The sequence below is a fragment of the Campylobacter sp. RM16192 genome, assembly GCF_004803855.2.
In the GTDB taxonomy this organism is placed as follows: Bacteria; Campylobacterota; Campylobacteria; order Campylobacterales; family Campylobacteraceae; genus Campylobacter_A.
On sequence record NZ_CP012552.1, the window covers coordinates 837,732 to 858,257 of the forward strand.

At 36.5% G+C, this 20,526-nt stretch carries 33 protein-coding genes and 2 tRNA genes; 18 read left to right on the forward strand and 17 right to left on the reverse strand.

Features of this window, described 5'->3' with window-relative positions:
* Nucleotides 1-29: 29 nt before the first annotated feature.
* The 5 genes from CDOMC_RS04305 (at nt 30) to CDOMC_RS04325 (ending at nt 3,183) form a co-directional block, all read left to right on the forward strand.
* The gene (locus CDOMC_RS04305; RefSeq protein WP_442861617.1) at nt 30-665 is read left to right on the forward strand and encodes a DUF4230 domain-containing protein; all 636 of its coding nucleotides are present in this window, start codon (nt 30-32) and stop codon (nt 663-665) included.
* 153 nt (nt 666-818) lie between these two features.
* Nucleotides 819-1,508 (forward strand): MOSC domain-containing protein, encoded by a 690-nt coding sequence (locus tag CDOMC_RS04310; protein ID WP_172128233.1) that lies wholly within the window; start codon nt 819-821, stop codon nt 1,506-1,508.
* A 122-nt stretch (nt 1,509-1,630) separates the two neighbouring features.
* A tRNA-Gln gene (locus CDOMC_RS04315) sits at nt 1,631-1,705 on the forward strand.
* Nucleotides 1,706-1,715: 10 nt separating this feature from the next.
* Nucleotides 1,716-1,790, forward strand: a tRNA-Met gene (locus tag CDOMC_RS04320).
* Between the two features lie 208 nt (nt 1,791-1,998).
* Entirely contained in the window at nt 1,999-3,183 is a 1,185-nt protein-coding gene (locus CDOMC_RS04325; protein ID WP_172128235.1) for a tyrosine-type recombinase/integrase, read from the forward strand.
* Here the strand turns inward: CDOMC_RS04325 and CDOMC_RS04330 are convergent.
* The 12 genes from CDOMC_RS04330 to CDOMC_RS04385 all read right to left on the reverse strand — a co-directional run bounded on the left by CDOMC_RS04330 (nt 3,153) and on the right by CDOMC_RS04385 (nt 11,254).
* Nucleotides 3,153-3,335 carry a hypothetical protein gene (locus CDOMC_RS04330; protein ID WP_172128237.1) on the reverse strand — a complete coding sequence of 61 codons (183 nt, stop codon included), beginning with the start codon at nt 3,333-3,335 and terminating at the stop codon, nt 3,153-3,155. The genes CDOMC_RS04325 and CDOMC_RS04330 overlap by 31 nt on opposite strands.
* A complete protein-coding gene (locus CDOMC_RS04335; protein ID WP_172128239.1) occupies nt 3,332-3,529 on the reverse strand; it encodes a hypothetical protein in 198 nt (65 codons plus the stop codon). The genes CDOMC_RS04330 and CDOMC_RS04335 overlap by 4 nt, the downstream gene beginning before the upstream one ends.
* Nucleotides 3,523-4,182, reverse strand: a complete 660-nt coding sequence (locus CDOMC_RS10145; RefSeq protein WP_185768477.1) for a YopX family protein — start codon at nt 4,180-4,182, stop codon at nt 3,523-3,525. Before CDOMC_RS10145 ends, CDOMC_RS04335 begins: the two co-directional genes overlap by 7 nt.
* A gap of 10 nt (nt 4,183-4,192) precedes the next feature.
* Nucleotides 4,193-4,639 carry a hypothetical protein gene (locus tag CDOMC_RS04345; protein WP_172128242.1) on the reverse strand — a complete coding sequence of 149 codons (447 nt, stop codon included), beginning with the start codon at nt 4,637-4,639 and terminating at the stop codon, nt 4,193-4,195.
* Nucleotides 4,640-4,650: 11 nt separating this feature from the next.
* On the reverse strand, nt 4,651-5,454 hold the full coding sequence (locus CDOMC_RS04350) for a DNA cytosine methyltransferase (protein WP_172128244.1): 804 nt from the start codon (nt 5,452-5,454) through the stop codon (nt 4,651-4,653).
* 19 nt (nt 5,455-5,473) lie between these two features.
* A complete protein-coding gene (locus tag CDOMC_RS04355; RefSeq protein WP_172128246.1) occupies nt 5,474-5,671 on the reverse strand; it encodes a hypothetical protein in 198 nt (65 codons plus the stop codon).
* A complete protein-coding gene (locus tag CDOMC_RS04360) occupies nt 5,658-6,062 on the reverse strand; it encodes a DUF4406 domain-containing protein (protein ID WP_172128248.1) in 405 nt (134 codons plus the stop codon). Before CDOMC_RS04360 ends, CDOMC_RS04355 begins: the two co-directional genes overlap by 14 nt.
* Nucleotides 6,049-6,330 carry a hypothetical protein gene (locus CDOMC_RS04365; protein ID WP_172128250.1) on the reverse strand — a complete coding sequence of 94 codons (282 nt, stop codon included), beginning with the start codon at nt 6,328-6,330 and terminating at the stop codon, nt 6,049-6,051. Before CDOMC_RS04365 ends, CDOMC_RS04360 begins: the two co-directional genes overlap by 14 nt.
* 9 nt (nt 6,331-6,339) lie before the next feature.
* Entirely contained in the window at nt 6,340-6,804 is a 465-nt protein-coding gene (locus CDOMC_RS04370; RefSeq protein ID WP_172128252.1) for a DUF736 family protein, read from the reverse strand.
* A 221-nt stretch (nt 6,805-7,025) separates the two neighbouring features.
* Nucleotides 7,026-7,592, reverse strand: a complete 567-nt coding sequence (locus CDOMC_RS04375) for a hypothetical protein (RefSeq protein ID WP_172128254.1) — start codon at nt 7,590-7,592, stop codon at nt 7,026-7,028.
* Between the two features lie 352 nt (nt 7,593-7,944).
* Complete coding sequence (locus tag CDOMC_RS04380; protein WP_172128256.1) at nt 7,945-10,857, reverse strand: phage/plasmid primase, P4 family; 2,913 nt, start codon at nt 10,855-10,857, stop codon at nt 7,945-7,947.
* On the reverse strand, nt 10,850-11,254 hold the full coding sequence (locus CDOMC_RS04385; protein ID WP_172128258.1) for a hypothetical protein: 405 nt from the start codon (nt 11,252-11,254) through the stop codon (nt 10,850-10,852). Before CDOMC_RS04385 ends, CDOMC_RS04380 begins: the two co-directional genes overlap by 8 nt.
* A gap of 159 nt (nt 11,255-11,413) precedes the next feature.
* On the opposite strand from CDOMC_RS04385, the gene CDOMC_RS04390 reads away from it, so the two are divergent.
* Nucleotides 11,414-11,635 carry a hypothetical protein gene (locus CDOMC_RS04390; RefSeq protein ID WP_172128260.1) on the forward strand — a complete coding sequence of 74 codons (222 nt, stop codon included), beginning with the start codon at nt 11,414-11,416 and terminating at the stop codon, nt 11,633-11,635.
* Here the strand turns inward: CDOMC_RS04390 and CDOMC_RS04395 are convergent.
* Genes CDOMC_RS04395 through CDOMC_RS04405 form a run of 3 tightly spaced genes read right to left on the reverse strand, consistent with a single transcriptional unit; the run spans nt 11,573 to nt 12,697 of the window.
* Complete coding sequence (locus tag CDOMC_RS04395; protein WP_172128262.1) at nt 11,573-11,863, reverse strand: hypothetical protein; 291 nt, start codon at nt 11,861-11,863, stop codon at nt 11,573-11,575. The two genes, CDOMC_RS04390 and CDOMC_RS04395, sit on opposite strands and share 63 nt — an antisense overlap.
* Entirely contained in the window at nt 11,856-12,131 is a 276-nt protein-coding gene (locus tag CDOMC_RS04400) for a hypothetical protein (protein WP_172128264.1), read from the reverse strand. Before CDOMC_RS04400 ends, CDOMC_RS04395 begins: the two co-directional genes overlap by 8 nt.
* Before the next feature lie 2 nt (nt 12,132-12,133).
* Complete coding sequence (locus CDOMC_RS04405) at nt 12,134-12,697, reverse strand: hypothetical protein (RefSeq protein ID WP_172128266.1); 564 nt, start codon at nt 12,695-12,697, stop codon at nt 12,134-12,136.
* Between the two features lie 138 nt (nt 12,698-12,835).
* Here CDOMC_RS04405 and CDOMC_RS04410 point away from each other — a divergent pair, with 138 nt between their 5' ends.
* From CDOMC_RS04410 to CDOMC_RS04450, 9 genes are all read left to right on the forward strand, one after another.
* Nucleotides 12,836-13,222: a helix-turn-helix domain-containing protein gene (locus CDOMC_RS04410; RefSeq protein ID WP_172128268.1), complete on the forward strand. Its 387-nt coding sequence runs from the start codon at nt 12,836-12,838 to the stop codon at nt 13,220-13,222.
* 2 nt (nt 13,223-13,224) lie between these two features.
* Entirely contained in the window at nt 13,225-13,494 is a 270-nt protein-coding gene (locus CDOMC_RS04415; RefSeq protein ID WP_172128270.1) for a hypothetical protein, read from the forward strand.
* Nucleotides 13,495-13,557: 63 nt separating this feature from the next.
* Complete coding sequence (locus CDOMC_RS04420) at nt 13,558-13,875, forward strand: hypothetical protein (RefSeq protein ID WP_172128272.1); 318 nt, start codon at nt 13,558-13,560, stop codon at nt 13,873-13,875.
* An 11-nt stretch (nt 13,876-13,886) separates the two neighbouring features.
* Nucleotides 13,887-14,213 (forward strand): hypothetical protein, encoded by a 327-nt coding sequence (locus CDOMC_RS04425; protein WP_172128274.1) that lies wholly within the window; start codon nt 13,887-13,889, stop codon nt 14,211-14,213.
* A gap of 32 nt (nt 14,214-14,245) precedes the next feature.
* Nucleotides 14,246-14,791, forward strand: coding sequence for a hypothetical protein (locus CDOMC_RS04430; protein WP_172128276.1), 546 nt, complete (start codon nt 14,246-14,248; stop codon nt 14,789-14,791).
* A 94-nt stretch (nt 14,792-14,885) separates the two neighbouring features.
* Nucleotides 14,886-15,956, forward strand: coding sequence for a hypothetical protein (locus CDOMC_RS04435; protein ID WP_172128278.1), 1,071 nt, complete (start codon nt 14,886-14,888; stop codon nt 15,954-15,956).
* 4 nt (nt 15,957-15,960) lie between these two features.
* Nucleotides 15,961-16,278: an STAS-like domain-containing protein gene (locus tag CDOMC_RS04440; protein WP_172128280.1), complete on the forward strand. Its 318-nt coding sequence runs from the start codon at nt 15,961-15,963 to the stop codon at nt 16,276-16,278.
* A 73-nt stretch (nt 16,279-16,351) separates the two neighbouring features.
* Entirely contained in the window at nt 16,352-16,741 is a 390-nt protein-coding gene (locus tag CDOMC_RS04445) for a hypothetical protein (protein WP_185768478.1), read from the forward strand.
* 16 nt (nt 16,742-16,757) lie between these two features.
* On the forward strand, nt 16,758-17,177 hold the full coding sequence (locus CDOMC_RS04450; protein ID WP_172129645.1) for a thermonuclease family protein: 420 nt from the start codon (nt 16,758-16,760) through the stop codon (nt 17,175-17,177).
* A 20-nt stretch (nt 17,178-17,197) separates the two neighbouring features.
* Here the strand turns inward: CDOMC_RS04450 and CDOMC_RS04455 are convergent, their stop codons facing one another.
* Together CDOMC_RS04455 and CDOMC_RS04460 are read right to left on the reverse strand one after the other, a co-directional pair.
* A complete protein-coding gene (locus tag CDOMC_RS04455; protein WP_172128284.1) occupies nt 17,198-17,500 on the reverse strand; it encodes a type II toxin-antitoxin system RelE family toxin in 303 nt (100 codons plus the stop codon).
* Entirely contained in the window at nt 17,493-17,711 is a 219-nt protein-coding gene (locus CDOMC_RS04460) for a hypothetical protein (RefSeq protein WP_172128286.1), read from the reverse strand. The genes CDOMC_RS04455 and CDOMC_RS04460 overlap by 8 nt, the downstream gene beginning before the upstream one ends.
* Nucleotides 17,712-17,835: 124 nt before the next feature.
* Between CDOMC_RS04460 and CDOMC_RS04465 the strand changes: the two genes are divergently transcribed.
* The 3 genes from CDOMC_RS04465 to CDOMC_RS04475 all read left to right on the forward strand — a co-directional run bounded on the left by CDOMC_RS04465 (nt 17,836) and on the right by CDOMC_RS04475 (nt 20,521).
* The gene (locus CDOMC_RS04465; RefSeq protein WP_172128288.1) at nt 17,836-19,506 is read left to right on the forward strand and encodes a portal protein; all 1,671 of its coding nucleotides are present in this window, start codon (nt 17,836-17,838) and stop codon (nt 19,504-19,506) included.
* Nucleotides 19,507-19,580: 74 nt separating this feature from the next.
* Complete coding sequence (locus CDOMC_RS04470; RefSeq protein WP_172128290.1) at nt 19,581-20,000, forward strand: hypothetical protein; 420 nt, start codon at nt 19,581-19,583, stop codon at nt 19,998-20,000.
* Between the two features lie 2 nt (nt 20,001-20,002).
* On the forward strand, nt 20,003-20,521 hold the full coding sequence (locus CDOMC_RS04475) for a hypothetical protein (RefSeq protein WP_172128292.1): 519 nt from the start codon (nt 20,003-20,005) through the stop codon (nt 20,519-20,521).
* Nucleotides 20,522-20,526 lie beyond the last annotated feature (5 nt).

Sequence of the window (20,526 nt, forward strand, 5' to 3'; positions counted from 1 at the left end):
TTATGGCTTTTTTATTGGTTGTAGTTTTTATGCTGTTTAAAATTGTTAAAATTTCAAGTAGCAATAGATCCAGTAAATCTTCTATAAGCAATGAGATATTACAGCTTAAGTCTATTGGTGAGCTTTCCGTTTTTCAAGTCTATAGCAAAGAGATAGTCACAAAGACCGATCACGCGTTTGGAAGCTTTGGTAAAGAGTATTTAAGATGGCTGGTAAGCGAGAAAAAGCTATCGATGATATTTGAATTTGAGATAAATTTCATATATGATCTAACTAGTCCAAAGATGGATATCATAAATACGGCAAATAGCGAATACCTAATAGTAATGCCTCCATGTAAATATAAATTTTCGATTGCAAATATGAAATTTTACGATGAAAAAAACGGTAAATTTATCCCATTTTTGTTACCTGATTCGCTAAACGGCTTTTTTGGAAGCACATTTAGAGAAGAGGATAAAAATAGGCTTATAGAAGAGGCTAGAAATGAGGTCGAGAAGATGTCTGTCAAGCTGATATCAGAACTTCAAAGTAAAATTCATAAATCCGCTCGAGATACGCTTGAAGCTATCGCTAAAAGTTTTGGGGCTAGGGCATTGAAATTTGAGTTTCATGACGATGATGAACCGCTTGGTGCAAGGCTGAATTTACAAAACGTAGCTTAAAAATTAGTCTAATTTTTAAAATATTCCTTATTTAGAAAAGCCTTTATAGCTTTTCTTGCTTGCAAATTTGCTTAATATTTGTATATTGATACTTGCCAATATGCTATAAAAGTAAAGTAGATAAAATTTAATCAATTTATAAAAAGGCAGATAATGGCAGTTGTAAAGGCTTTATTGATAGGCAAAGTTCAAACTTATGGAGACGCAAATTCAGCTAACTCAATAAATAAAATTTGGCAAAGCGCAATCTTTAAAGTGGCGACAAAAGATGAAATTTATGCCGATAAATTTGGTTTTAATGGAGATGAGGTTGCTGATAAAAAGCATCATGGTGGAGAGCAAAAGGCTATATTTGCAAATTCTTATGAGAATTATCTTGCATGGAGTGAGTTCTTGGGTTTATCAAATTTGCCTTTTGGTGCAATGGGAGAAAATCTTACGATTTCAGGAATGCATGAAAATAATGTATGTATCGGCGATATCCATAAAATAGGCTCAATTGTGCTTCAGATAAGTCAACCTAGAAAACCTTGTTTTAAACTATCAAAACGTTGGATGAATGCAGGAATGGCAAAAGAAATTTTTAGAAGCGGGCTTAGCGGATGGTATTATAGAGTTCTTGAAAATGGTTATTGCAAGGCCGGCGATATAGTACAAATTATACAAAGAGATAAAGTTGGAATGAGCGTAATGGAAGTAAATCGTCTTTTTTATTCGCCTAAAGATAATATGTCTTTGATGGATAAATTTATGAGTTTAGATAGCTTGAGTGATCGATGGAAAGATGATGTAAAAAAGCGTATCGATGGAATTTATGATACATCATATATGCAAATACTTTAAGTCAATCTATTGTGTTTTTAAAATAATTTCTAATTGAATTTTGTATTTTAATATGCTATTTTGCGATAAAACCTTGACAAAATTCAAAAAAATCACTATAATCACGTTTTCTTATTTGGTATTGGGGTATCGCCAAGCGGTAAGGCATCAGGTTTTGGTCCTGACATTCAGAGGTTCGAATCCTCTTACCCCATCCACTTTTATTATCGCGGAGTAGAGCAGTGGTAGCTCGTCGGGCTCATAACCCGAAGGTCGGTGGTTCAAGTCCATCCTCCGCAACCAATTTTATACACTTTTAAAAATCTTTTATCTTTTTTTATCACTCTTTTTTAATATATAGCTTCGATAAAATCGATATTTCGCCTGTATTTTTATCACTTTTTTAAACTTTTTATCACTTTTAATTTTATATTATCATAAGGAAAAATAGCGGACAATAACACGGACATTTTAATAAATGTCGAAATAAAAAAAGGTAGGTGTCCGTAAAATGCTCAATGATACCAAAATCAAGGGATTGAAGCCTAAAGAGAAGAGGTATAAGATTAGTGATGGGGATAATTTATATATCCAAGTTATGCCAAGCGGAACAAAGACTTTTATATATGAATTCAAAAGTAAAGAGAGCGGAAAATACAAGCGCATAAGTCTTGGCGCTTACCCTGCAGTGAGTCTATTAAAGGCCAGAGAGAAAAGGCTTGAATTTCAAAAGATGCTAGTAAGTGGACTGGAGCCTCAAGTCCAAAATAATAAGAACGTCATAACTTTTAAGGATGTTTTTGAGGAGTGGTTTGATTATAAACGCAAGGAGGTTAGTGCTAAACAAGCCTTTACTCATATGAGGTATTATGAAAGATTTTTTATACCCAAATTTGGAAGTAAGGATGTAAAAAGCATAACAAGAAAAGACATTATAGAGGCTACTGAAGAGTTAAATAAAGATGGAAAATTTGAAACGCTTGATAGAGCGCTTGCCAGTATCACATCTTTATTTAAATGGGCTTTGGTTAAAGATTATTTAGAACATAATGTAGCTCTTGATATAGAGAAAAAAGCTCTTTTTAAAAAACCTAAAGTGACTCATTATGCGGCTATACTTGACGAAAACGGGATTAGAAATTTAATAAAAAATATACAAGGATATTATGGAGATGTTAGGGTTATAACATCTGCTCTTTTTGGGCTTTTAACAGCACAAAGACCTTTTAACGCAAGGGCCGTAAAGTGGTCTGAGATAGATCTAGAAAATAAAATGTGGATAATTCCTGGCAATTCAATGAAGATGAAAGAGCCTCATAGTGTGCCGTTATCAAATCAAGCTGTTAAGCTTTTGAAAGACTTTAAAAAATTTGAGTTTAAAAGCGAGTATATCTTCCCTTCGGTAAAAACAACTAAACAACCTATAAGTGATAATTCGGTTAGATCAATGCTTAGAAATTTAGGGTATAGTAACGAAGAGATAACCCCGCATGGATTTAGAGCCATGTTTAGTACTATTTGCCACGAACATATGGTGGAACATGGTTTAAGCGAGCGCATAATAGAGCTCTGTTTGGACCATACGGAGCGAAATAAGATAAAAGCCGCCTACAATCATGCGAAAAATTTAAAAGAGCGAGCGGCTTTAATGCAGTGGTGGGCAGATTATCTCTCAAGGCTTTGTCCTGATATATAAGCAAGTATGCTGTTTTTGGAATAATAACATACTCTGGAATTAACTTTGTTTCGCTTGATAAGCCCTTTTTTTGACAATGTCCATAAAATATTTGCCCCCTTAAGCCTTAGTAATTCTCTGGCTTCCTTTGATGTTATCCATGTATCGTTCATTTTAGCTCCTTTTCGTGGTTTATGTCGTATAACTCTGATTGAGCGTGTCTTAAAGATCTAAGCATTTTTAGTTTTTCTTTGTCATCGAGGCTTGTCTTTTGAATAGACATACCCATCTCTGACAAATCGTGCCTTACTGTATCGATTCTATGCATTATTGCTCTTAATGATAAAGCTGTGTTTTTATCTAGCATTGACTGTCCTCAACTTTCTCATAAGTTGCCTCAAAAATATCAGGTTTACAAGGGTAAATTTCTCCTTTGATGCCCTTGATAATGTAGTCTCCGTCCTCTGCATACATTGTGCCTTCTGAGGTTTTTATTCGTGCTTGTAGTTCATCACGGTAAAACGAATCCCCGGATTCGTTCGGTGTATAACCAAAGGTACTAGTTTTTATATTGTTTTTTTTAACCTCATTTAAAAACCAACCTGGCATAGGCTCACAACCCAGCCTAAAAGCCTCTACCTCTACTGGTCTTTTTCTGTATTTCATTTTTTTATCCTTTAATAATTCTGGGTTTTCGTAGATATTACCTATAACCTCAAAATCCCGCAGTAGCATTTGATTTAACCCGTAGCCGCCCGTGCCGTCATCCATGAGATAGGCGGCTAACACACCATCAAAAACAATAGAGTAGGTTTTAATGTCTCCTATTTTTTTGATAATATCCCCCTCGTAAATTTCCTTGCCGTTCTTGTCTCTTAACCCTGTGTATTGCATAATATCAAATGCTCTTTGCTCTGGCGTGCCTGGAAAAATTTCCCAAGCTGGCAAGTGAAAAATATCGCCCCACTTAAGCATTTTTCTGTCTATTGTGTTCCACACTCTAAATTTTAATTCTCTCATCTTTTGTCCTTCAAATATTTTCTATATAGATATAGGCTATCTGCTCGCTGGCCTGGGCATAATTTTCATATTTGCCGTCGTTTGCTCTAACAATAATCGAGCGGATAAGCTCTTCATTCTTTACCCAAAAGTTCGTTAGCGGTTCGCAAAGTCTCTTAAATTTGCGCTCGTTTGGCGGCAAAAATAGACAAAGCAAAGATAGCGCAAGTTGCGGAGCGGTTATACAGAAGTTACCTTTTTTAACCGCTACTGCGTGATGAACTTTATCTATGATGTTCATAATGCGCTTGCTTTCGCTTTTATAAATTTGCAAGATGTCAAGCATCTCGGTTTTTAGCCTTTCAAGATCTGCGGTGATTTGCTTGGTGATGTACTTATCATCGCCATCGTCATACTCAAGCATAGAGTAGGCGATAGAAAATAGCGCGACATCTTTGAGCTCGTTTTTGGTTATCATGCTTGTTCCTTTTATATGTATTTTATAAACCTTGCAAATCTCGCAACTATTTCAGGCACTACGCTATTGCCTAATATTCCAACTCGCTCCACGTTTTCGGGAAACCCATTATCGTTTCGTATGTCTCGGATATTGTTTTTATATCCGTTTTTGTTTCGCCAAAGGTATCGACGATATATGGAAATAATTTCTTCTGATGGTTTTTGTGTGTTTCCATTTGAGAGGCAATCGAAAAGCGTTTCAACACAAAACTGTCCGATTTCGTCGGAGTAGGCAACAATATACGCTCTTTGTCTTTTATGTGGGTATCCAAAGGCATCTGCTCGTAGTAAAAAAGCTCTACATCTATATCCACGCTCCCTAAGCTCTTGCGTAAAAATTTTGAAGTATTGTTTGTTTCTGACAAGTTCGGGAGTGTTCTCAAACAAAATAAACTTTGGCTTTGTGACATTTGCTATCCTTAAAATTTCAATAAATAAACTACTTCTGCTTCCTTGTATGCCTACTCTTTTGCCGGCTAAGCTTAAGTCTTGGCAAGGAAAGCCGCCGGTAATTATGTCTATTTCTCCCAACTTATCAAGCGTAGGCTTATCAAGAGTATGGACGTCCTCAAAAATAGGCACATTAGCCCAATGTTTTTTAAGAACTTTTTGGCAATTCTTGTCTGTTTCACAAAAAGCGATAGTTTTATAAAAACCATCACTTTTATATTTTTGATTTATAGGTAGCTTGGTAAAGTCATAGTCTTGGTAGTTTGCACTCTCAAAACCTACAGAAAAACCACCGATACCGCTAAATAAATCTAAAATTTGCATTTGAGAGTCTTTTATCGCTTTAATCAAACAGTCCGTCTTTGGCTATACGAAGTTCACAATATGCCGGGTCAAACTCCCCGCCTGCAATCTTTGTGTGCCTTTCATCCGTCCAAACTCTAATCCATGCTTCCTCGTAATCAACGCTGATAACTTCGTAAAATTTATCTTGATCAGGCAAGGAGCCTAAATACGGAATTTTGGCTTCAAGCTTTTGCATAGGCTAACTCCTTTTCGTATATAAATCTAAAATATATATCGCCGAAAGATACTTTTATGCCGTTTTCTTTGGCGAACTCATACTCCATCTTTATGCCTTTAGAGCCTAGTGCAAACATTATCTCTCTCATGGAGTTACCGCCTGCGCTGATAAAAATTTCATCGCAACTTTTAAGCTGATTAAAGCATACCTTCATAGCCTCGTCGTGGCTTAAGTGCTCGCAGGTATACATATTTGTAAGTACTGGGCTAAAAAGCTCCACGCGCTCATCTGCGTAAAAAGTGCTAGCACTTTTCATCGAGGCAAGAGCGGCGGCACGGACGTCGCCGTCTCCTATCTCCTTAAGCTCTGTATACGGCGAGCAAACATATATCTTTTTAACGTTTTTCATCATGATCTCCGTAGTAAAATTTTATGCCTTGCATAAGGAGCTTTGCAACATCTTCTTTTAAATAAAAAGCTATAGATTTAATAGTATTGGGATCGCTGATATTGTTTATAGTGTCGGCTATAGTTTCTAAGCAAGCCTCATGCCCGTAATCTTTAAATCGTCTCTTTAAGTGGTTTGTAATTTCCTCTGTTTCAAAGCGCTCAAGGAGTTCATCTTCGCTTACCTCCTCTAATATCTCTTCTAGGTCTACGTCTACTCTTATTGTCATCTTAAATCCTTAAAACGGTATAACATCATCTTCTGCGTAAGGTGAAGCGTCTAAATTTGCATCCGCAGGCGGCACGTCTTGGCGCTCTCTTGTCTGCGGAGCGCTCCAAACTACATCATAAAGCATGTCTTCTTTAGCGTTTTGCCCTACGTTAAAAAGCGCGATATAGGCTTTATATCCGGGAATTAGCGGACTTTCTATATAGCCGCTAATGAAGTTTTTAGCCCCATCCTTGCTTTGTCTGTGCCATAAAGCACCTATGATCTGCCTAGCGCCTTCGTAGCCTTTAGGCTTTTGAAGCGCAATCTGATAATCAGGGAAATTCGCGTTTTTGGCTTTATCCTCTTTGCTTGTCCTTAAAAGAGCTACTTGAAGCGGTCTAAGAAACGGGAAATTTAACATCCCGCCTGTATAGCCTATCTTATCGCCGTTTTCATTAACGTACTCCATACGTTTGAAATATCCTACGTTCATTTTTTATTCCTCAATCGGGAAAAGCCCGCTTTGCGGCAAGGAGCTTTGCTCCCTTAGCTTCCATTCGGTCGCTACCGTCGCCCTTTTGGCTTGGGACGAACCACCTAAAGTCCCCGCAAGCGGGGTTCCCCTAAAATTTTTCACCTTATACTCCTTATAATAAATTAACTAAAATTTGCGTAACTATTACAAAACCTATAACCAAGGTAGCTATAAAAGCTCTAGTTATCATCACTGCTAATTTCTGCTTCAATGACATCATCTTCTACCTCGATTTCTATTTGATTAAATCTCTCTATAATCTCATTTGCGCTTACCGCTTCAGGCGGCATCATGGCTTGGCGATCAAGCATCTTGTCATGGCGCATAGTGCTAAGAGTGCTTATAAACTTAAGCATGTCTGCTTGCTCTTTGGTTAATTTCTCGCCACGTTTTTTCTTCTCTAAAATTTCAAGAGCTTCAATCTCAAGTGCCTCGTAACTTGCCGCTATCAAGACATTATTTCGCTCGATGTCGACTTTGGTATTTTTAACCGCGCTTTCAAGAGAGCTTCTTGTGATAAGAGCTACTACATCTTTGTTTTCACTCATGGCTAGAGTTACTTTGTTTTTAACCGCTTCATTCCAGTTAAATTTAGCTTTCCAGCGATTTATGCTTGAGCTTGAAGCTTTTAACCCACGATCCTTTAATTTCTCAGCCAGAGCCTCTTCGCTTATAGGCTTAAAGTCGTTTTCGTAGCAAGCGCTATCTAAAAACATTTCAAAGGCGATTTTTTGAATTTCGTTCATCTTTTAACCCTTTGTCTTGTCTGTCTTATGATTTGAAAAAAATCGTAAGACAGCTAAAACGCCTAAAATAGGATATTTAATAAAAACTTGTCTTTTTAAGTTTAAAAATCGTAAGACAGCATTTAAATACGATACTATCTTTACTTTCTTTATTAAGTTTTTTATCTGTCTTATGATTTTTACTATATTACTTATAGAAATAAAAAAATAAAAACAAAAAATATTTTTCAAAAGTAATATGTGGGCAAAAATCGTGTGACAATAAGACAAGGCAGACCTAGCCCCTATAAAATCGCTTTTTGCTTGGCTCGTGATGGATAAAAAATCATAAGACAATCGCAAGACAGCAAGCCTAAACATCTGCTTTTGCTCCGTTTGCTTGGTATATACTCATGCTTTCAATCATAACCGCTTGACCGCCAAAATTCACGGTGTCAAAGTCTAAATTTGAATTAAGCTTAATACCGAAAGTGCAATACGGTCTATCGTTCGTAAGCCCGACATAGCACTTTTGCAGCCGCTTTTGTCCGCCACTTATGACAATGTTATTAATCAGACACTCATCGCGCAAAGCTCTAAAGAAGTTTTTCTCTTTAAGCGGTGTGCCGCCTTTTTCCTCTATGAAGCTTTTATAAACTCCATATAGATACTTGTTTGGCACCATATAGTTTTCATCTGCAACAATCGCATCTCTAACAAAAGCGCGTATAGGATTTACTTCATCTTTATACTCTTCAAGCTCTGCCAACATGCGTTTAGAGCGTGTAAATTTGCCCTGAGTGATAAGGCGTTTAAGACCGCTAAGAGCAAGGTTAAAAATGCCCGCCATCTCGTCGTTAAAGCGCTCAGATAGACCTCTTATCTTTTGGCTATCTTTTACCTCTTTATCAAAACTAATCAAAACCATACGTCTAAATACGCCGTTGTCTATGCCTTGGCGCGGTTTTTCGTTGCCGGCAAAGGCTAGCTTTGGTTTTTCGTTTGGCATTAGGTTAAACGGTTTTTCGTTTTTCGGGTTGATCATGATGGAGTCTTTTGTAGAGACTAGGGCTTTAAGGTTGGCCATCTGCCCCTTGTCGGTTCCGTTTTTATCGATCTCGCTACCTATATTTATAAGCTTATTGGCAAGCCCATATAGCTGGTGTCCTTCAAATTGTTGCAGCTGGAGACTTGACACGTTGTCTTCTCCGAAGAAGTTGCGAATAGTATCAAGTATAACACTCTTGCCGTTGGCACCGCTTTTACCGTATAAAAACAAAAAGCTTTCAAAATCGTGACTTGGCAAAAAGCAATAACCGATAAATTCCATTAGCGTCTTGATGTCGTCTTCATCGCTCATAACATCTTTTAAAAATTTATCCCACTTAGGACACTTGGCGTCTTTGTCATATTTAAATTCAAGTATGTTTAGTGCTCCGTCTTTTATGTCGTGGTGCGTTTTAAAGGTGATATGCCCGTTTTTGCTTATAAAAATCGTGCCGTTTAATAAATTTATGATACGTCTTTGCTCGTCTCTTTTTATATGATCTAGCACATAGGCTTTGTTTACAAGGTTTTCAATAATCTCTTTTGAATTATTTACGCTACGTTTTTTAGTATCTACGTAGGCTATATTCATCCAAACGTTTTGCAAGAAGTTGCTAAGCGTAGTCAAATTTAGCCTCGCGTAGTGTGTTCCCGTCCAAAAATAAAGCTCGTTTTGATATTGGGCCAAGTGATAGCCTAGCTTATAAAGAGAGCTTTCAAAACTAGCCACCATATCTATAATATGCGTTTGGTGGTAGTTCTTGCGAAGAGTTGAGGATATTTTAAAGGCTTCATCAAACGCCTTTGCAAAACGATCAAACCTCTCTTCTTCTACCTCGGTTACAAGGAAATTTTTAAGATACTCATTTTTAAAGCATTCGTATCTTTCGCTGCCTATGGATTTTTTAAGAGCTTTTGCGTTATCTAAAACACTATCGATATATTCATCGTCAAGTTCGCCTTTAACCGGGAAGATGTTGATATAGTTTCCGTTTTCATCGCGCGCTAAAAATTCGTTTGTAACTTCATCAAAATACTTAACGATTTTCTTTTGTTTAAACGCTTCAAATTCTTTTCTTGCCTCCGGATAGTATTCGCAAATTTCATCCAGTATCGCATTTGTAGGTTTAAAACAGCTAAAAGCGATAAGATCAAATATAGGGTTTGTGGCAAGCCTTGGCATATTTGAGGCTATAAAATCGCTTATGTCGTAGTTGTGCGGTAGGTTTTTTGCTATGGCGTAAAACAAAACTATCTGCACGCTTTTTGCAATATCTTTTAGCTCATAAAATTTCTTAATAGCGTTTTTATATCCTGCCTCGTCATGATCAAACCATATATAGACATGTTTGTCCCTTAAAAGCTCTTTGTGAGGTTCAAAACTTGCCGTAACCCCACCTAGAGTAAGCACGTTTACATCAAAACTTAGCAAATTTAGCGCATCTTTTTCACCTTCGCAGATGATAACTCTATCGTCGGTATGCGCTTTAAAGTAGGATATAGGAAACGGATATGCGCTTGCGTCAGCTTCGCCTATCCACTTGCCGGGCATCCTCTCGCTTGTAAGGGTTTTAGCCTCTTTGTCCCATCTGAATTTTTGTCTATATTTAAAATTTACAGGCTCGCCTTTTTCGTCTCTTATGATGACGACAAAGCTTTTTTGCTCCATGTCGTAACCTAAAAGCTCTTTTGAATAGGCCTCAAAAGTCTGCGAAAAATATGCAGGGAAAAGGTCCTCAATCTTATCTTTTAACAGATCGTAGTTATTTTTCCTTGCTAGTAAAAGCTCCGGTGCTGTCTTTGCAAGGCGGAATTTTAAATTTTTAACGCGCTTTTCTTTCTCTGCCGCCTCTTTAGCCAATCTTGCTTCGTTTTCTTCGCGCATAAGCTTTTGGTGCGCTTCATAAGCGGCACGCTCTTCTTCACTCATGGCTTTTACGTTGATGTTGTTTGGGATATTGAAAAAATCACATACCTTTTTAGCCGCCTGTGTTGGGCTAAGCTGCTCTTTGAGCTCTATAAATTTAACTATATCACCGCTTGTATTGCATGCAAAACATTTAAAAAAGGCTCCGTCTCCGTTTGAGGTAATACCAAGGCTTGGAGTAGACCGGTTATGATCGTGAAAAGGGCAAAAAGCATTTGTGCCTCTAAACTCCATGCCGTAAATAGAGGTAACAAAATCTTTAAACTGCTCTTTTGATACGGTTTGTTTTATAGTCTGAAATATATTATCCATTTTTACTCTCTGCTAAAATTTCATCCGCAAATAGGCTGCTTTGCTTGATGTAAATTTTTAAAAGTTTGCCGACAATGCGTGCAAAATCAGGATTTTTAAACTTAAAATTCCTAAAATAGTGATAGACGCAATGCTCGCTTTTGCCGACTCTTTTGGCTACAAAACGGGCAATGTCTTTCTCACTAGCGCCACACTCAAGGGCTTTATAATAAAGCTCTGAAATCTCTTCAAAATGAGGGCATTTGTAGTTGCTATGAACGTACAAAAGCCCGTCTTTAAAGATAAATCTATCTTGCCTGCCGTTTTTCTTATCCAAATAAGATAAGTTTTGTATGTCCTTTTTGGTGGTCTCAAAGTAGGTTTCTACGGCGTTAAGCGAGATAAATTCGCGGCTCATCTTAATCCCCTGAAAAAAGATAAAATGCGATGCCACCGATTAAAGCGCCACCCGTAAAATATGAAATCAGGCATATTGCCCTCCTTTAAAATTCACTCTTTAAGCTCCTTTGGGATAGAATGGAGTCCTCAAAACACTAACCCAAAAGGAGCCAAAACAATGAACGATAGTCAAAAACAAACTGAGCTCTTAGAAAAACTTCTTGAAGAGCTCAAAGTGTCAAACGACTTAAAAATTTTAGAACTCATGCTGAAATATAACGCCGATGTCAGCATGTTTTTCGGCAAGTTTTTTGAGCAGGACGGCAGAGAGGCCGAACTAGTCCCCCTTGCCGATCTCGCCCACGACCTCATAAATGAAGCTAGAAAGAGACCTCTCTAAGCTCTCAGCCGAGTATTTTCTTTGTCTAAAGATGTTTGTAAGGAGATCTTTAACCTCTTGCAAGCTCTTTTTAGACTCAACTACTTCCAGAAGCTCTTTAGCTTTTGCTACTCGAGCCTCACACTTAGCTATCTGAGCTTGAAGCTTTAAAATTTCAAGCTCATTCGCACTTATATCCGCTTGCAAAAATAGCTTTATATCGCTCTTTTGCTTTTGAAAATCAGGCATTTTCATCTCCTAAATTTTTAATATAAATTTCGCCTTTGCCGTAGTAGAGCCAGTCCATGTTGATGCCGTAGTAGTCTTTAAGCATATACGCCCACTCAAGAGGGAAGAGGACTTTGCCTTTTATAACTTGGTTATAGATAAACATAGAGCTGCGGAAAATTCTCACCGCCAACTCAACCTTTGGAAGTCCAAGCGCCATCCTAGCCATATCAAGCCTTTTGCCCGGGGTGCTTAGGTCGTTTGGAGTGACGGGATATACGATGTTCATTTTTATTTCTCGTCTTTATATTCAGATGAATAATCAGTATAGTCGCAAAAATCGATAGAATTTATTTTGGATTTAACTACCTTTTCATACTCTTCTTGTGGCATAAAAAATCTACTAGGGTAGTTTCTTCTAATGATTTTTAGTCTGCCGGGGGTATCTTTATCTTGGTTCAAATACAAAGAAGGCTCTATCGTCGCTTTTATATATCTTTTGTCTGATAAAGAAGAGATGAGCGTCTCAAGATAATTAAAGAAAGAAATCTCTTCTCCGGCAGGGATTAAAACGTCTTTAAGCTCTATTTGAAAGCTTAGGTTATATCTAGGCAGAGGAGATGGAGCCTTTTTTAAAACGTCGGAATAGTTTATCCTAGTGATGATGCCGTTTTCCGATACCTCGCTGGTTCGATTTGTAATCATAGGCGTTATGCCTATCCAAGAGGTCGGGTATCTGTCTAAAAGATCTGCAAATGTCGTTTCAACTCTTTTTATGGTGTCTACAAACCCTTCAAGATCGTCTACGAGAAATCTTGATATGGAAATTTTAAAACGGACTTTTTTGTTTTGCATCTTAAATCCCTTTAGTGTTATTTTGGTATAATGTAAAAATATTTAACGATAACTTTAAATATTTTGAGGTAATTATAACCTCATTTGGATAAATTGTCAATAGTAAATTACTCATTTTATCTAAAAAGGCGGTAAAAAATGGAAAGTTTAGAAGCTATTTTTGCAAGGATAAGGGCTGTTTTAGGGATAAAGACGGATAAACAGATGTCTGAAATTTTAGATATCCCATATGCAACAATAGGAACTTGGAAAGATAGAAAAAAGATCCCTAAAGGTAAGCTATTTGAGATAGCTAACAGGCTTGAGGTAACGCCTGAGTATCTTGAAAGCGGCATAAATATCATAAACGGCGGAAATAACCAGATGGGAAGCTCAAATACTCAAAACAATTACGGCTACGAAACCAACAGAGGCAAAGAGTGGGATGAGTTTGTGAAGCTGTTTGACGAATACGGTAGCAAGGCGCTACTAAAAAATTTCATAGCAACACTTAAAGACGAAAAAGAGAAGTTTGAAATGTTATAGAGATGGAAGAAAAAAGAGAGTTTGCAATAAGCATCAATGACAAAGATGTGAAGGTGGATTGCTATGAAGTAAAGGAGTATGTCTTTGTTAGACAGGATAGGCTTTGTAATGTATGCAGCTTTGATGCTTTGATAATGGCTGAGGAGTATCTTGAGTTTTTGGATGTCGAGTATGAGGAGATTGTAGAGGCTAAATTTAAACAAAAAGACAAAAGGGACTGCATAGAGCTTTGGGTTAAGGTCTTGGCAAATAAAACACAAAAAAGCAGATAAGACTAAGTTGTAGCAAAATTTGACAAAATAAGAGATATGCTAAAAAAATAAGAGAGGTTAGCTGTGCTGGATCAGATACTTAAATATGTTTTTGAAGGCTTTGGTAACATGATGGGATCGTTAGTTACCTTTTTGCTTGATTCGCTGGTGAGCTTTGTGAAGCTTTTGAATAATCACCCAGATCCTAGTATGGGAGGATATAGAGTAACTGCGCTGTTTTTGGGGCTGTTCGCTTTGTGCGCGCTAATAGACTATTTTAAAAAGAAAAGAAGAGGGCGCAACGATAAAAACAAAAGAGACGGCGGTGGTGGCGGATCGACGATAATAATCGGCGGAAATAATCAAATAGGCGACAACAATACCCAAAATAACGGAAGATAGAAGAGTAAAAGGTGGTAGGAAAGAGTGCGAAATTTTTCTATCAATATGAAGGTGTTTTGAGAGGTTTTTTGAAAATGCTTATGTTTATATTGAATTTAATCGGCGGATTGGCTGCGGGAATTGGGTTATACCAAATTTATGATTCGATATTGATATCCATATTGGCAGTTGTGGTTTTAAACGGCGCTCCACAAATTTGGTTTTTACATAATATTTGGTATGCAGTTTTTGAGTTTTTTAAAATTGGCAAACTTACTATGTACGGGTACATAACTTTTGCGATTTGGTTACTAATTATTATTACTACTATTTTTTTGATAAAACGAAATAAATTTTAAATCAAAAAAGCTAAAAAAATAAGGAGATGCAGATGAGAAAGGTTTTGTTTTTATTGTTTTTGATGGCAAGCTTAGTCTGGGCAAAACAACTTACGCCACAAGAATTCCAAAATTTGGTTATAGGCGTGGCTCAAGGAGAAGTACTGACAAAAGAAAAATATAGTGATTTTTGGGAATTTGCAAATAAACAAAAGGACAAGAAAAAGCTTTTAGCAATTATGAAGAATGGCGTCTATACAAATTTGTTGTTGCAGATTGAATTTTTTAAATCTGTTTTAAACTCTTATGAAGCAAAACAGATAAAACCTACTTCAAAATATACACAATATATGGCTGACAGCACAAGCTTAATGAAAAGAGATGATTTTTATTATCTTGCAGACAGCGAATATAAAAAAATGATACAAGAGTACAATTTAGAGCTATCCGCATATTCACCTAAACACAAAGAGGCTTTGGAGGCTGCGGCAAAAAGAAAAATAGACAAAGGGGAGTGGGAGACTACCTATATGGCTACAAAGGTTATATTGGGGAATTTAAAAATTTTATTTGCAGAAAACTATAACGGCGACTTTTGAGAAATAAATATTTTTAAGGTAAAAAAATATGACAAACGAAAAAGAGCTAATAAAACAGATAAAGGATGGTTTATAAAAAGGGTAGTATGGGACAATGAGGGTTATAATAAAATTTAGCAAATTTTCTTCAACAAAGAATATCTCGAATGCAAAAAGAAAGATTAGAAAATTTTTTAAAAGAAACAAAATAAAGGACAGGCGAGAACATTTTATAATGCCAAAAGAGAATTTTTTTTATAAAAAGAAAATTCCATACAAAATAACCATACCTGAAAAAATGACTTTCCCTGATGACTTTAAAATGTTAACTTCTAAGCTTGGGGAGCTAAGAGATTATGCAAAAAAACGCCACAGCCATACAATATCCATAGATCATAGAAATATGTTAACTATAGATAATACATCTATCTTATTGATGACAGTTGGTATTAATAGCATTTTTAAAGGGGAAAAGCTAATAAAAAATAAAAAAATAGCCCCTAAAGACCCAATAAACGAACGTCTTTACGCTATAGGGTATTGGGATGCATTGTGTATAAACCCTAAGTGCTTTGGAAATAAATGCGATCTTGAATATTTAAAAATTGATTATAGGGATGGAAGTAGTATAAACAATATTTTTCATCATGATATTATTGAATTTTTTACAAGCAAAGACAAAATGCTTTATGACTATAGAGATGGTTTATATGATGCAATTTTTGAGGCTATGGCAAACTCAAAAGAGCATGCTTTTATTGATTTTGATGGAGATAAAAAGATTTGGTTTATGGGGGCGTATAATAAAGACGAAAAAGAGCTAGAATTTATATTCTATGATACGGGGATTGGTATATTTAAATCTCTAGAAAGTGAAAAAAATAAATTTTCAAAAGCTTTCCATCGGTTATCAAGGCGCATTGGGAAAGCAAACACTCTTAGAACCCTATGTAAGTCAAATTTATCAAAATATAAAGATAAAAACAAAAACAGAGGCTTTGGCATGATAGCTTTTAAAAATTTTATAGACACGATAAAAAATAGCAGCAATAGGGATGCGTCACTAGAAGTTGCTACAGATGAATTTTTATATTCAACAAAAAACGATACAATAATAAGGCTAAAATCCAAAATGCAAGGAACCTTTGTTAGGTGGTCTATAAGAGGTGTAAGTGTAGGAGTGTAAAAAAATGAAAGAAAAAATAATATATAATTTTGTGAAAAATTTTACAGATGCACCTGGCCCTAGATATATAATCTTAGGGGACAAATCTGGTGAAGAGTTTAGGGAAAGTGTTTTGAAAAAACTTTTAGATGAGTATGATGTAATAGAAATAGACGGGACTGGCATAAAGACATCGTTTAACCCATCTTTTTTGTCAGAAGCTTTTTCGCCTTTATATGAAAAATATGGTGAGAATGAGTTTTTTAGAAGAGTAAAGCTATTTAGTACGGACAACAAAAAACTAGAAGAAAAATTTAAACTGTTCGCGAAACCGGTTGCTTAAAATGTCTAATGGATCTTCTTTTATATTATCTGTAATTGCAATTTTTTTTACATCTATCAATTTTTTATACTTATTGTCTAAAGATAGGTTGCTAAAGGCGGAAAATGAAAGAAAAGAATGTTTATCTGTTTTAAAAGAATGTTTTTCAAAAGCTATAAACAGAGTTAATATTAATTATACAGAACTAAACTCTAATGTAGAGAACCTGTGCTATCTAAGTATTATAAGGATTAACAACATAGAGAATGAGCTTAAAAAATTTATATTATCTTTAAATGATTTTAAATATGAAATCATAGGGGAAGAGGCTTTTGCGAGTGATTATAAAATACTTATTGAAAAAATATATGATGCGGAAATACCATTTATGGAGTATGCAGAAGGCCATTGGGGGTTTTTAAATTTTAAAAATAAAATTAAAGGCTGCTTTGAAAAAATCAAGAAAAAAATATTCAATAAATAAATATTTTTTTATATTTATGTTATCCCTTTTGCCTCTCTTCGCCTTTTCTGGTAAAGTTATCAAAGTAGCTGACGGCGATACTATTACTATATTAAACTCACAGAAACAACAAATAAAAGTAAGACTTTTTGGCATAGATGCGCCGGAGAGAAAGCAGGCGTATGGTGAGAAGTCAAGAAAATTTTTAGCTGAGATGATAGCCGGCAAAAATGTAGAAGTCAAAGAAAAAGGCAAAGATAAATATAAACGTGTTTTAGGGATAGTTTATCGTAGCGGACAAGACATAAACGCTCAAATGGTATCAAACGGCTATGCTTGGGCGTTTGTAAAATACTCAAAAGACTACGTAAAGCTCCAAGAATACGCAGTGTCAAAGAAATTTGGACTGTGGGCTGATAAAGAGCCTATCGCCCCGTGGGAGTGGAGAAAACGTTAAAATATAGCTAAAATTTTTATTTATTTGTTTAGTTTTTTATATACATCTTTACGATCTGCGGCTGATAAGACATAGATAATAAGTCTATCTTCTAGTTTTTCATAAACTATTCTAAAACTTCTAAGGCGAAGTCTATAAAGACCTGACAGACTGCCTTTAAGATGTTTTATCTTGCCTGTTTTTATGAGTTCCTTTTCATAGTCGTGGCTAAAATTTATTATGAATTCCTCAAGTGCTGCGAGAATAAAATTTGCAATAGGCTTGTCTAAATTTTTAAGCTCTTTTACTGCTCTTTCTTCAAACTCTAGTGACCATTTATTCATTTATCAACGCCTTGACTTCATCTAGCGTGTATGTTTTACCTTTTGTCGAGGCTCTGTGTTCAGCTATCTTCAAATCCAAAATATCAAAGTAGTATTCGATAGCCTCTTTAATAAGCCCACTTTTTGATCTGCCAAGCTCTTTAGAAAAGTCGTTAAGCCCTAGAACTAAGCCTTCAGGAAGCGTAACGGTAATCTTTTTAACCTGTGTCATTGTTTTTCCTTTACCATATCATAATACATATAATAATACAGCTTTTTAGAAAATAAATCAATAAAATATATAAAATTTAGGAAAATCACTTTTAAACTACTCTAAAAACATTGGAGCAGTTTAGATGAGTTATGATCTTGAGCTTATAAAAGAAGCGTTTGATAATCTTGAAGAGCAAAAGAATAGATTTTTAAAGTGTGAAAGGATATTTAAGGCCAAATATAAAGAGGATAAAAAAGGCCGCACTACTAAACTAAAGGCAGGCGATCGTTCACGCTCAAAACTATATATACCGCTTGTAAAAACTACCGTATTTATCATCCACGCAATATTTAAAACCTCGTTTATGTCGGATCGTTGCCCGATAGAGATAACCAGAATCGGACTAAGAAATGAAAGCGATCTGATACTTCAAAACGCTCTTACAGTTGCGCTTAAAAACAGATGGGCGAAAAAAGAACACAAGATAGGGCTATCTAAGGCGGTGCTGTCGTCTTTGTATCTGCCGCTTGGGATTGTGAGTCTGTTTTTTGACAAGCAGATGAATGACATAAGAACCAGGTTTATACCAATAACTGATTTGGCATTTGATAAAAGAGCAAGCGATATAAATGACATAGAATACGTGGCTTACAGGTGGAATCAGTCGGTTAGGGAAGTAAGGCAAAAGTTAAGCAGCAAATTTTACAAGCAAAAAGACAAAGACTTGATATTCGCTTACAATTCAAGGGCTAGCGACAGAGTAAAGATGGAAGATCTTTATGAAAAAAGCTATGAAAACGGCGAAGTAAGGTGGAATTTAAAAAGCTATGCGAATGGCGTTCTTGTAAGAGAGGCTACGTTCTCGAGACTACCTTTTCACTTCGGATACTGCATAGAGGCGATGCCAAGCATTGCGCTTGATGAGCGTGAAAACGAAAACGCCGTATACGGTTCATGCGTGCCTGAAATTGCCGCTGAAATCCAAGAAGAATACAACATCAAAAGAAATCAAAAGATAGACATAACAGAAAATCAAATAGATCCGCCAGTAGCCGTTAATACAAGCGGAGACGGAAGTATCGCAGTAAGCGATCTGGTGCAGAGAAAAAAAGTCGTGAGAACGCAGCTTGGGACTGGAGTTAGAATAAGCGATGTGATAATGCCAATGCCTGTTCCCGGCACATATCAACTTAGTGAAGAGATAGCGATGCTAAGTAAAGAGTATGAGATAGCAACAGGTGTCAATAGCGTGATGACAGGGCAAACCAGCCCAAGCGATAGAAGAGCTATGGGCGCGCTTCAAACAGTTAATGCCGCAAGCTCGATGAGAATAGAATCAATGCTACAAACCCTGCTTGAAACAATGCTTCAAAGCTATGCTCAGCACTTTGTGGAGCTTTTATATAGATATGTAAGTGATGAAGAGTTTATAAAACTAACCGAAGATGTAGAGATAATCTCAAAAATCGGAACTCTAAACGAGCGCAAGAAACTAAAACTTGATTTTGATGTGAGTGTAAATTTTGGCACTACGATAGCAAATGAAGTAAAAATAAATCAACTTAACGGGCTTCTTGGTGTGCTTGCGCAAAACAGAATGAATGCTCCTGCAATAACTTCTCAAATTTTGAAACAAATTTTAACGTTAATCCTTGGTGAAAATGCACCAATAGAAGAGATAGATATAGCCATGCAAGAGATGATGGCTGTTGCCAGCGAGCAAGCTATGGCGGAGGCGGGCGCGCCACAAGAGGAAGTGCCACCAAGCGAAGAAGAGATGGAGATGATGGCGCTAATGAACGGAGGGGTGTGAGTGCTCGAAAAGTATAAAAAAATTAGGACGCTCATACATAAAATAACTATAAAAATTTTAAAAGGAGTAAAAAGATGCGACATAAGGCTATGTTTTTGTTTTTGGGGACTATCGTTGCCATGGAAACAAACGGACTTTCTCTTTATAAAAAGGGCAAAGAGGAGGGAAGAGTCAGCGGAGGCAATATCGGCGATGTGGTGGTTAGGGAGATTGACGGTGGGCCAACCTCCATAATGATAATCACAGAAGAGGAGTGGGAGGCGATGCCAAAAGATGAAAAGACAGCAGTCGAGATAGAAGAGGCTAGCAGAAGCCAGGAGAATTTAAAAGATGAGCTTACAAAGGCCAAAAACAAAATAGCCGAGCTTGAAGAAGAACTAAAAAAAGCCAAAGCTAAAAAGAGCGATAAAGCGGACAATAGCGCTAAAGACGAAAAACCAGCTATAGGCGCTAAAGACGAGTTTTTAGAAAATAACGAGAAGGACAAGGAGTAAAGATGCCTGATATTTATGATCAAGAGTTGGACGGAATAGATGCGGCAGAGTCGGAAGATACTCAAGAGGCAGAAGCTGCTCCTGCGCAGAGTGAAACCACTCCAAAAAAAGCGGAGGAAAAAGCACCGAAAGAGCCTGTAAAAACTACTGAAGACAAAGGCATAAGGCTAAGCCAGGATGAATATACGGCGCTTAAGAGGATGCAACAACAAGAGGCGCTGAGGGATCTAGAGTCTAATTTTAAAAAGAAATACCCGGACTTTAATATGGAAAAGATTACCCAAAAGATTCTTGACATGGACGAAAAGGACCCGGGAGTCGCGCAGATGTATTTTAACGAGATAGGCATCGAGAATATATACCTAAATCATTTTAAAGGCAAAAGCGTAGAGACTGATGATGAGTTTGACGTGAGTAGAGGGATAAACGGTGGAATAAGCCAGGATGAGCTTATATCCAAGATAAATAGTGGAGAGGCGAGCTACGAAGACACACTCTCCTTGTATGCGAAATTTAGTTAAAAAAG

What these genes read in the sequence shown, in the direction of transcription:
- CDOMC_RS04465 (WP_172128288.1), top strand. Translation starts at nt 17,836, where the DNA reads ATGAGTTATGATCTTGAGCTTATAAAAGAAGCGTTTGATAATCTTGAA.
- CDOMC_RS04325 (WP_172128235.1), top strand. Translation starts at nt 1,999, where the DNA reads ATGCTCAATGATACCAAAATCAAGGGATTGAAGCCTAAAGAGAAGAGG.
- CDOMC_RS04430 (WP_172128276.1), top strand. Translation starts at nt 14,246, where the DNA reads ATGAGAAAGGTTTTGTTTTTATTGTTTTTGATGGCAAGCTTAGTCTGG.
- CDOMC_RS04380 (WP_172128256.1), bottom strand. Translation starts at nt 10,857, where the DNA reads ATGGATAATATATTTCAGACTATAAAACAAACCGTATCAAAAGAGCAG.
- CDOMC_RS04305 (WP_442861617.1), top strand. Translation starts at nt 30, where the DNA reads ATGCTGTTTAAAATTGTTAAAATTTCAAGTAGCAATAGATCCAGTAAA.
- CDOMC_RS04440 (WP_172128280.1), top strand. Translation starts at nt 15,961, where the DNA reads ATGAAAGAAAAAATAATATATAATTTTGTGAAAAATTTTACAGATGCA.
- CDOMC_RS04370 (WP_172128252.1), bottom strand. Translation starts at nt 6,804, where the DNA reads ATGAACGTAGGATATTTCAAACGTATGGAGTACGTTAATGAAAACGGC.
- CDOMC_RS04415 (WP_172128270.1), top strand. Translation starts at nt 13,225, where the DNA reads ATGGAAGAAAAAAGAGAGTTTGCAATAAGCATCAATGACAAAGATGTG.
- CDOMC_RS04330 (WP_172128237.1), bottom strand. Translation starts at nt 3,335, where the DNA reads ATGAACGATACATGGATAACATCAAAGGAAGCCAGAGAATTACTAAGG.
- CDOMC_RS04400 (WP_172128264.1), bottom strand. Translation starts at nt 12,131, where the DNA reads ATGAACATCGTATATCCCGTCACTCCAAACGACCTAAGCACCCCGGGC.
- CDOMC_RS04345 (WP_172128242.1), bottom strand. Translation starts at nt 4,639, where the DNA reads ATGATAACCAAAAACGAGCTCAAAGATGTCGCGCTATTTTCTATCGCC.
- CDOMC_RS04360 (WP_172128248.1), bottom strand. Translation starts at nt 6,062, where the DNA reads ATGAAAAACGTTAAAAAGATATATGTTTGCTCGCCGTATACAGAGCTT.
- CDOMC_RS04405 (WP_172128266.1), bottom strand. Translation starts at nt 12,697, where the DNA reads ATGCAAAACAAAAAAGTCCGTTTTAAAATTTCCATATCAAGATTTCTC.
- CDOMC_RS04460 (WP_172128286.1), bottom strand. Translation starts at nt 17,711, where the DNA reads ATGACACAGGTTAAAAAGATTACCGTTACGCTTCCTGAAGGCTTAGTT.
- CDOMC_RS04455 (WP_172128284.1), bottom strand. Translation starts at nt 17,500, where the DNA reads ATGAATAAATGGTCACTAGAGTTTGAAGAAAGAGCAGTAAAAGAGCTT.
- CDOMC_RS04395 (WP_172128262.1), bottom strand. Translation starts at nt 11,863, where the DNA reads ATGCCTGATTTTCAAAAGCAAAAGAGCGATATAAAGCTATTTTTGCAA.
- CDOMC_RS04450 (WP_172129645.1), top strand. Translation starts at nt 16,758, where the DNA reads ATGTTATCCCTTTTGCCTCTCTTCGCCTTTTCTGGTAAAGTTATCAAA.
- CDOMC_RS04365 (WP_172128250.1), bottom strand. Translation starts at nt 6,330, where the DNA reads ATGACAATAAGAGTAGACGTAGACCTAGAAGAGATATTAGAGGAGGTA.
- CDOMC_RS04335 (WP_172128239.1), bottom strand. Translation starts at nt 3,529, where the DNA reads ATGCTAGATAAAAACACAGCTTTATCATTAAGAGCAATAATGCATAGA.
- CDOMC_RS04435 (WP_172128278.1), top strand. Translation starts at nt 14,886, where the DNA reads ATGAGGGTTATAATAAAATTTAGCAAATTTTCTTCAACAAAGAATATC.
- CDOMC_RS04475 (WP_172128292.1), top strand. Translation starts at nt 20,003, where the DNA reads ATGCCTGATATTTATGATCAAGAGTTGGACGGAATAGATGCGGCAGAG.
- CDOMC_RS04390 (WP_172128260.1), top strand. Translation starts at nt 11,414, where the DNA reads ATGAACGATAGTCAAAAACAAACTGAGCTCTTAGAAAAACTTCTTGAA.
- CDOMC_RS04355 (WP_172128246.1), bottom strand. Translation starts at nt 5,671, where the DNA reads ATGCAAAAGCTTGAAGCCAAAATTCCGTATTTAGGCTCCTTGCCTGAT.
- CDOMC_RS04310 (WP_172128233.1), top strand. Translation starts at nt 819, where the DNA reads ATGGCAGTTGTAAAGGCTTTATTGATAGGCAAAGTTCAAACTTATGGA.
- CDOMC_RS10145 (WP_185768477.1), bottom strand. Translation starts at nt 4,182, where the DNA reads ATGAGAGAATTAAAATTTAGAGTGTGGAACACAATAGACAGAAAAATG.
- CDOMC_RS04410 (WP_172128268.1), top strand. Translation starts at nt 12,836, where the DNA reads ATGGAAAGTTTAGAAGCTATTTTTGCAAGGATAAGGGCTGTTTTAGGG.
- CDOMC_RS04385 (WP_172128258.1), bottom strand. Translation starts at nt 11,254, where the DNA reads ATGAGCCGCGAATTTATCTCGCTTAACGCCGTAGAAACCTACTTTGAG.
- CDOMC_RS04375 (WP_172128254.1), bottom strand. Translation starts at nt 7,592, where the DNA reads ATGAACGAAATTCAAAAAATCGCCTTTGAAATGTTTTTAGATAGCGCT.
- CDOMC_RS04350 (WP_172128244.1), bottom strand. Translation starts at nt 5,454, where the DNA reads ATGCAAATTTTAGATTTATTTAGCGGTATCGGTGGTTTTTCTGTAGGT.
- CDOMC_RS04470 (WP_172128290.1), top strand. Translation starts at nt 19,581, where the DNA reads ATGCGACATAAGGCTATGTTTTTGTTTTTGGGGACTATCGTTGCCATG.